Annotated in this window: 8 protein-coding genes; 1 reads left to right on the top strand and 7 read right to left on the bottom strand. The window is 40.1% G+C overall.

Annotated features, from left to right (window positions below; translation table 11 throughout):
* The 6 genes from Q0R37_RS14350 to Q0R37_RS14330 all read right to left on the bottom strand — a co-directional run.
* Nucleotides 1–2,115: leucine-rich repeat domain-containing protein (locus Q0R37_RS14350; protein WP_294755254.1), on the bottom strand; the 2,115-nt coding region annotated here is incomplete at its 3' end.
* A 33-nt stretch (nt 2,116–2,148) separates the two neighbouring features.
* On the bottom strand, nt 2,149–2,733 hold the full coding sequence (locus Q0R37_RS14345; RefSeq protein ID WP_294755253.1) for a L,D-transpeptidase family protein: 585 nt from the start codon (nt 2,731–2,733) through the stop codon (nt 2,149–2,151).
* Between the two features lie 6 nt (nt 2,734–2,739).
* Nucleotides 2,740–4,491 carry a hypothetical protein gene (locus Q0R37_RS14340; RefSeq protein ID WP_294755252.1) on the bottom strand — a complete coding sequence of 584 codons (1,752 nt, stop codon included), beginning with the start codon at nt 4,489–4,491 and terminating at the stop codon, nt 2,740–2,742.
* Nucleotides 4,492–4,504: 13 nt separating this feature from the next.
* Nucleotides 4,505–4,843 carry a membrane protein insertion efficiency factor YidD gene (gene yidD, locus Q0R37_RS15715; RefSeq protein WP_366517445.1) on the bottom strand — a complete coding sequence of 113 codons (339 nt, stop codon included), beginning with the start codon at nt 4,841–4,843 and terminating at the stop codon, nt 4,505–4,507.
* Between the two features lie 80 nt (nt 4,844–4,923).
* Nucleotides 4,924–5,334, bottom strand: coding sequence for a hypothetical protein (locus tag Q0R37_RS14335; RefSeq protein WP_294755251.1), 411 nt, complete (start codon nt 5,332–5,334; stop codon nt 4,924–4,926).
* Between the two features lie 176 nt (nt 5,335–5,510).
* Nucleotides 5,511–6,596 (bottom strand): site-specific integrase, encoded by a 1,086-nt coding sequence (locus tag Q0R37_RS14330; protein ID WP_294755249.1) that lies wholly within the window; start codon nt 6,594–6,596, stop codon nt 5,511–5,513.
* Between the two features lie 344 nt (nt 6,597–6,940).
* Between Q0R37_RS14330 and Q0R37_RS14325 the strand changes: the two genes are divergently transcribed.
* The gene (locus Q0R37_RS14325; protein WP_294755248.1) at nt 6,941–7,174 is read left to right on the top strand and encodes a helix-turn-helix transcriptional regulator; all 234 of its coding nucleotides are present in this window, start codon (nt 6,941–6,943) and stop codon (nt 7,172–7,174) included.
* Nucleotides 7,175–7,419: 245 nt separating this feature from the next.
* Here Q0R37_RS14325 and Q0R37_RS14320 read toward each other — a convergent pair whose 3' ends face one another.
* Nucleotides 7,420–7,905 carry a relaxase/mobilization nuclease domain-containing protein gene (locus Q0R37_RS14320; protein ID WP_294755247.1) on the bottom strand — a complete coding sequence of 162 codons (486 nt, stop codon included), beginning with the start codon at nt 7,903–7,905 and terminating at the stop codon, nt 7,420–7,422.
* Nucleotides 7,906–7,974: the final 69 nt, after the last annotated feature.

Here is a 7,974-nt window from a genome sequence, read left to right as displayed (position 1 = left end):
TGGTAAAACACATTTAGGATTCATAAATGCTACAGTTTTACAATAAAATGCATATTCACCAACTGATGTAATAGTTTCCGGCAATACAACAGACAAGTTAGAACAGCCATTAAACGTTGAATTATTGATTTTTGTTACAGACGAAGGAATATTTATGAATTCAAGTGATTTGCATCCAAAGAATGCAGCTCCTTCTATCTCGGTAACTGAATCAGGAATAGTAATACTCTTTAGCTTTGTGCATTTGTTAAAAGTTGATTGCTTGATCTTTGTTAACGAATCAGGAAGTTTTATACTTTTAAGAGAAGTGCAGCCCGAAAAAGCGTATATTCCAATTTCGCTAACTGAATCCGATATGATTATACTTTCTAATTTTGTCGAATCACTAAATGCGGATGACTTGATACTTTTTACTGGAAGTCCATTTATTTTGTCTGGAACTACTGCTGAAACAATAGTTTTGTCGATACCAGTTATTTCAATATGATCGTCAATAACAACATATGAAAAATCTTTTCTGCTGTAAGTCGTAGTAGTTGTTGAGGCGGTTGTTGTCTGGCTTGTTGTAGTTTGGGTTGTGGTTGTCTTAGATGTTGTTGATGTAGTAGGCTTAGTTGTCGAGGTGCTGGTTGTAGTTGTTGGTGGTTTTGTTGTTGTCGTCGATGTTGTTGTCGGCTTAGTTGTGGTGGTTGTAGTACTTCTTGAAGTTTTCGTAGTAGTCGTACTTGTTGTAGTCTTAGTGGTTGTGGTGGTGGTAGTCGTTGTAGTGGTCTTAGTTGTTGTACTTGTAGTTGTAGTTGTAGTCATCTTAGGATCGTCGCCTAATGAGATAAAAGTGAAGTCAAAAATGTCTGCATATTGCTGTGCGGAAGAATTATTATATCCGCAAATAACGCCGAGATAGTTTCCCTTGCCTTGCGTAGAATCATAAGTATTGCAGAATGTTATGGGCTTCTTTAGGCTTACTTGATCGGTAATCTTGCAACGTGAATTTCTAATCGTAACCGAGGACAAGTTAGGACATTCATAAAACGCATATTCTTGTATAGAGTCAATCGTTTCCGGAATATCTATTTTTTTGACGCCTTTGCACCATGCGAAAGCACATTTTCCTATTTCGGTCACGCTTTGAGGAAATGTATACGATGAAGCGTCCTTAGCAGAGGGAAATTTGCATATCTTGGTCATATCCTTGCTGTACATAACGCCTTCTCTGCTTGTATAATATTTATTGTTGGAATCGACGTTTATGTTTGTAAGGGTATCACAGTCGAAAGCGTTAAGGTAATATGAAGATATATTTGCGGGGATATTCAAAACCTCGACTTCTGTGTCGGTAAGGAAATTCTTGCCAATTTTAGTTACAGGCAGTCCGTTGACAGTATTAGCTATTGAAATCTGTGCTGCGTTCCCATTGTATTTTGAAGCTTCATAGTAATCAAAGTAGGTGTTATATGTGATTCCGTTCAGAGTATACGGCATTGGAACATTATAAGCAGTGTAGGTTGCTTCTTTATACTGATTAAGAATTGAATCATACTCGCTTTCTGTTATTGGAATACCATTGCCGCTATTATCTAAATATTTATAGAATTCATTTGTTGCATTTGGAGCAAGGTCGGTTGATACTGCAATGACTCCTGTTAAATGCTCTCCTCCGCTATACCTCGAAATCGTTGTTCCGTATATGCTGGATGAAACACCTCTAAAACCTATGTAACCATTGTCATACAATACAATGCTTCTTGCTGCTCCAATTCCCATTAATTCATAAAAACTGACTAATTCATTATTATAGATAGTACCTGCAAAAAGAATTCCTCCATTTTCAGTATCAAAAGTTGCAAATAACTCAGGCATATCATCATTATTAATATCACAAAGGAAGAATCCGTTTTTTTGAGAGCTGTATACGCCATTTGTTTTTAGGTCTCTTACCTTTTCGAGATATAACGGATAATTGTATATTTCTGCTGGTTCATAAAAAACTAATGAACCTGCATCTGCGCTATCTGCATTTACTGCAATTGAACTATACGTTGATATTGATGTTATTGAAATTAAAGATGACAACAGCACAGATATTATTCTTTTAAATTTACATTTTTTCTCCATTGATGTTCCCTCCGTTCATTTATCGCAGTAAACTCAGTTTATGATGATGATAGGCGACTTCTTAGAATTTATATGCTTTAATATAAACAACATATCATTCTCAGGTATAGCGACACATCCTGCTGTATATCTGCCAGTCATGCAGTGGAGAAATATAGCCGAACCCTTATAAGGAACAACAGGCTTCATGTTATAGTCAATAACGACAGCATACTTGTATGCCTGCGGATAATCCGATAAATGCTCAGCACTTTTCCAAGATACTTCACTGCTCTCAGTCCATTGATTATATAAAGGAGACTCAGGATCGTCAATCCAATAGCAGTTATTGTTGATTTGCTTATATTCAATTGACACCCCCTTCATTGGCTGAGTTCCGAATGCAAAGCCAAGCGAATATAAGCCTTTAGGAGTACAATAATCGCCTTCAGAGCTATTGTCTGATACGCCGTTTTTACCAACTATTCCACTCGTTTCAAGAATGCAACCCCAACTATTATTGTTCTTTTCAAAAAAGCAAACATCACACGAACTACCTCTTGAAGAAACGGTTACGACCTGTTCAGAATTTCCAAGCTCTTTCTCCGCATAATTATAAGCTGTGAGAAATTCGTTCAAATTCCTTCAATAGAACGTTATGTGACTTTCATCAACCCAGCCATAATAATCGCCGTCATCAGTATCATATAATTCATACCATGTTGTACCGTTTTTCGTGAAAGTATTTACTGCTGTAATATGCCATTTATCCATAAGATCGGTTCTTACGCACGACATTGAGCCACCGTCAAAAGCGAAGCTTTTTGTGTATCCATTTATAGGACCACCACCTGGGGCATTGATCTGTCCGTATTTTGTACATGAAGTGATAGCTGTCTGAGATGTTGGCTCATATTTTGCAACAACTGTTTCACCGGCAGTTCCATTGCTGTTATACGGAGTAACGTATACCATGTAATTTGATCGAACACTTGCCTCTTCAAGCTTGAGCCTGCCTTCAGTAGATATTCCGCTTTTAAAGGACGTATATTCCCAATCAGGATACCAAGCAGCATATGCTTCATAATAATATGATGAATAATTACCGCTGACTACCAAATACCATGCCATACCTTGCAGCGGATATTGACTAACTTCTTCAATACTCGCTGAAACGAAAGGTGGACTATAGCTTCCGGATTGATCAGAAATAGAAGACGATTCTGTATTTTCCTCGTCAATTACGACAACTGATATATCTGTCTTTATATCCGGATTATCCTTGCAGGAAATGGATACTATACATTCTCCGCTTGATACTCCGGTTATATATCCATGAACATTCACAGAAGCGATATTATAATCGCTTGATGTCCAATATTCGTTGGTTTCATTGCATTCCTCTGGGTAGTGTAAAATATTGACATTTGTTGTCTCGCCAATTTTTATTTCGATAGAATTCTTTTCCAATGTGTAGGATTTATCACTCTCTGATGTTGTAACAACAGTTGTCGTTGAGCTTTGAGCGTTGCCTGTTGTAGTTTCAGCAGTAGTGACTATTGAAGTCGCCGCCGTACTGGTTTCTGCTGTTGTTTCGATAGATGAATCGCTGCTGTTTGGCTTCTTGTCTCCTTTTTTGAAGATCAACCCAACGCCAATAATAGCACCGATACCGACAGCCAGAACAGCAGCGCCGATAAGGATATTTTTCTTTAAGCTACCACTGCTTGCCGTTTTCGCAACAACTTCTTCAGAATATTCATACTCTTCTTCCGGCTCGGTGTCATATACTTCATCATCGACAGGCTCCTCGATATAGCTATCTGTATCGGATTCTGCCGTTGTTTCTGCGGATAATTCTTCGTCTTCAGTCGAAGTGTCGTCAGACGGATCGGAAATGGGACTCTCCTCGGTAATAGCAGTATCAAGCGTATCTTCGCCAATTTCGTCTGATGTGTTATCAGATAACTCAGACATGGAGCTGTGACGTTCGTTTATGGCGTCGCCTGCTTTTTCTTTCAAGTCAGTAAGAGAGGAGCCTGCACCGTCCGAAATGGATTTGGCCTTATTTTTGGCAGCGTTCAGCTTTTCCTTGACTTCATCGGACTTTGCATACTCAACTGCACTTCCAGCCGCATTTTTGGTAGCTCCGCCGACTTTCTTTGCAGCGCCTGCAAGCAGTCCGACACCTGACTTTGCTTTATCGGAAAAGCCGGTCGAACTCTCTGACTTTGTTTTAGCGTTGCTTTTTGAAGGTGACGCTCCGGTATTATTTTTTATATCGGGACTTACGCTCTGTTTTCCCCAATTCTCGGGAAGCTTGTTATTCTTAACCCATGAATCGGGGATATTCCTATTCTGTCCCCAAGCATCGGTTTTCTGATTATTATCGCTCATAATATCCCCCTCGTTATGGTTCGTCAAGTCCGCCGTTTGGCGGATGGCAACGTTTTATGCGTTTAAAGCCCTTTTTTACGCCTCTGAACACACCGTATTTTATGATACACTGCTTCATATACTCAGAACAGCTCGGCTGAAACAGGCAGGCTGAACGCAGCAGCTTTGGTGCGAATTTCTGATAAGCAAAAATCATCAGAAGAAGTATATTTTTCGTCTGAGTCAGTAAAAAAGCAGTAGATATTGCACACAGGAGCACTATAAAAATCGGCGTAGATAGATATGCGCGTACAAGAATAGCAGCAATTAGTACGGAGAGCGCAATGACGAATTGAAGGAGCTCCCTGTACATCGTAAATTTTGGTCTTATGACCGCTTTGCATACCTCAGTTTTTCGAGCTTTATAAAAGGCTTTGATGATCTCCTTATCCGTCATGACTGGTCATCGCTGTCGTAGTCGATCTGCTCGGGAGCGGAGTTACCTTTATTAAGCAAACCCTTTGCCTGACTTGCTACCTTAGAGATACGCTTCTGCGTATTCTGCATTTTGTCAATGACCGTATCAGCTTCGGGCTTGATGACAGGATATGTATTTCCGCAGCAAGGGCAGAATCCGTACATACTTGTCTGGTTATCCTCCTTGACATCAAGTAATGGAAAACCACATACAATAGCCCAGCAGCAGCCTGTCACATACAACAGCAAAGCGTCCTTGCAGCCTATTGCCGCACAGCCGATAGTCTTCTTCTTTTTGATTGTCTCGCTTATGAGAACGGCAGAGTTCTGATTGCAATACGGGCAGAACACATCTCTTTCGATAACGACAAGGTTGTTGTTTTTCATGATAGCTCCTCCTTAAAAAACTTGAATAGTATACGGCGTTTGATGTATAATAGAAATATCGGTTACTGATTTTGCTTTTCGCAAATTTATATAATTCAAGTAATTTTGTCAGTTATACGCCGTATATAGCCACTTTTGACATTGGCTGTGACGAGATTTTTGACGGCAAATAAGCTTTAAGCGGCAGGAGTGATGAGGCTCATACAGTACGCCTTACGTTCCATAGAGCTGTGAACATAGCGATTCAGCGTTGTTTGTACACTCGCATGACCAAGTATCTCAGAGAGCGTCTTAATATCAAAGCCCGCTTGCAGGCAGTTCGTAGCGAACATATGGCGGAGGCTATGGTACGTTACTGACGGTAAATTTGCTTTTTTCAGCATAGATTTGAAGCGGTTCTGTAGTGTGCGAGGTTCGATAACTCTTGTTGTATTGGAAAGTATATATCGGTCATTATTACTGCGGAATTTCCGCAGTATTTTCATAAGGAAAGACGGTATAGGTATCATGCGCTGTGACGTTCTGCTCTTGGGAGTACCGATAATGAGCTGAGTGCCGTCATTGACTGTGCGTATACGCTGTACAGTTCTCCTGACGGTCAAAAGACTTTTATCAGCGTCAATGTCGCTCCACATAAGACCGCAGACTTCACCGACACGAAGTCCCGTATAATAGCTCAATAATACGCACAATGACGTTGTATTCAGATTGGATAAAAGATACTTACACAGCTTACGCTGCTGCGTAGGAGTAAGCAGCGGCTTTTCTTCCATAATGCACTTAGGCGTTATAACATCTGCAAGAATGTTCCTTGTACTATGTATCTTGGCAGTATGCTTCGCCATAGCTTTGAAAACAACGATAATATCGGAAGTGTACTTCGGGGAGAGCCCCGAATTTAGCTTATCATCAATAAATGCATGAAGCATTTGCACCGTCAGCGTCTCATAGCGCAATCCGCCGAATACAGGAAGGATATGCTTCTCGACCTTCATCTGATAATTGGCATAGGTTGAAGGCTTCACTCGGAGCTTAACTGCTGACAACCATTCATCAAAAAGCGTATTAACCGTCAGATGACAGGAAGCAGTCATAGTAGGAGCGGCGACCTTCAAGGGAACAAGCTTCGCCCTTGCCTCTGAATAGGAATGACCGTATACAGAGCGATATTTAGCCTTCCCATCGTCTGTGAAGCCGCATTTATAGCGTCCCTCCCAACGTCCGTCTTTGCGTTTATAGATATTTTCACCTCTACGTGCCATGTCGCTCCCTCCTCATTGACCATATTTCTGACGGCAAATACACTGTCGAACCATACAAACAAAGACTTTACTCTTTGTAGAAACTGCTGATTTTAGATTGAAATTTGTAAATTTTTCTTATATTACATTGAAGAAAATATGAAATTGTGGTAAAATCATACATATAAAACAAGCTGAATGACCGCCGCAGATTATATAAATTTGCGGCGATTTTTATGTCTGCTGAATAAGCACAGTATTTCTCGCACTTTGTGTTATTGCATTCTATACAATATTTATTGTATCATATCAAATTCATATTGTCAATCAACTATGATAAAATATTTTCATAGGACGGTGACTTTATGAAAGAGAAATATTTCGATAAATATAAAACAATCGGGTTAAAGATAAGCTACTACCGCAAGCTACGCGGACTAACGCAGGAACAACTCGCTGAAAAGATTGAAAAAAATCTCGCATTCATCGGAGCCGTTGAAGCTCCCAATGTCAACAGAACCGTATCGCTTGATACGCTGTTCGATATAGCCGAAGCCCTTGACGTTCCTGCATACAAATTTCTGACAGAAGATGAATAATAATACCCCCGTTGTTACGCTCACAATGAACGTAATAGGGGGGATTTTCATATACTTAGACTTTAGCTGCCATTATCAGTTGATCGCTAAATCAGTTACATTGCTGATATTTGCATTTTCATAGCTGATAACCGCTTACAAACAGCCGGTCTCCCCATAACGGGGAGACACTTTAAATAAAGATACAGCTGTTTGATTGTTTTTCACTATAAGGGGATTGGGGTAATATTTTGATTTATACGTGTTTATGACTTCTTTTTATCAGCGTAAGCCATTTTGCATTTCTGTCCGATAGTTTCTTCAACTATATGCTTGAAAACTGGTATTTCCTCATCTGTATTGAACATCTTTCCGTTGACGTAACTAACGGAGTTCACAACTAAATGACCATGCAAATGAGGACAGTTTTCGTCCTTACCGTGCATAGCAAAGTATACCTGATTTGTGGGTGCGAAAAAGCTTGCGATAGTTACGAGATAACTCCACGCAAGCTCCTCGTCCTTAATAGTATCATCGAAAGCGACAACGATATGAAACAGAGGATTGCCGCTTTCCTTGTGAAAGAAGCGTCTGACTAATATCATTTCCGCAGCCGCCTTCATATAGTCGTTAGCGCAGACTCCAAATCCGCTGCAACGCTTCATATACTTAGAATTGTGGATATATTGACACGCATTCTGTATGTATTCCACGCCGCCGTAAGTGTTACGGATAACTTTTATAACTGCCATAACGCATCAGCCTCCTTTTGCAATGCTTCCGCTTGTTTTTTGTGTTCATCTCCTGCAATCTCCACTGCA

The sequence above is a fragment of the uncultured Ruminococcus sp. genome (genome assembly GCF_946415235.1).
Classification (GTDB): domain Bacteria; phylum Bacillota; class Clostridia; order Oscillospirales; family Ruminococcaceae; genus Ruminococcus.
The sequence above is the reverse complement of the archived record's forward strand: the minus strand, read 5'-3'. Positions and strand labels throughout refer to the sequence as shown.

What these genes read in the sequence shown, in the direction of transcription:
- Q0R37_RS14340 (WP_294755252.1), bottom strand. Translation starts at nt 4,491, where the DNA reads ATGAGCGATAATAATCAGAAAACCGATGCTTGGGGACAGAATAGGAAT.
- yidD (WP_366517445.1), bottom strand. Translation starts at nt 4,843, where the DNA reads ATGTACAGGGAGCTCCTTCAATTCGTCATTGCGCTCTCCGTACTAATT.
- Q0R37_RS14335 (WP_294755251.1), bottom strand. Translation starts at nt 5,334, where the DNA reads ATGAAAAACAACAACCTTGTCGTTATCGAAAGAGATGTGTTCTGCCCG.
- Q0R37_RS14330 (WP_294755249.1), bottom strand. Translation starts at nt 6,596, where the DNA reads ATGGCACGTAGAGGTGAAAATATCTATAAACGCAAAGACGGACGTTGG.
- Q0R37_RS14325 (WP_294755248.1), top strand. Translation starts at nt 6,941, where the DNA reads ATGAAAGAGAAATATTTCGATAAATATAAAACAATCGGGTTAAAGATA.
- Q0R37_RS14320 (WP_294755247.1), bottom strand. Translation starts at nt 7,905, where the DNA reads ATGGCAGTTATAAAAGTTATCCGTAACACTTACGGCGGCGTGGAATAC.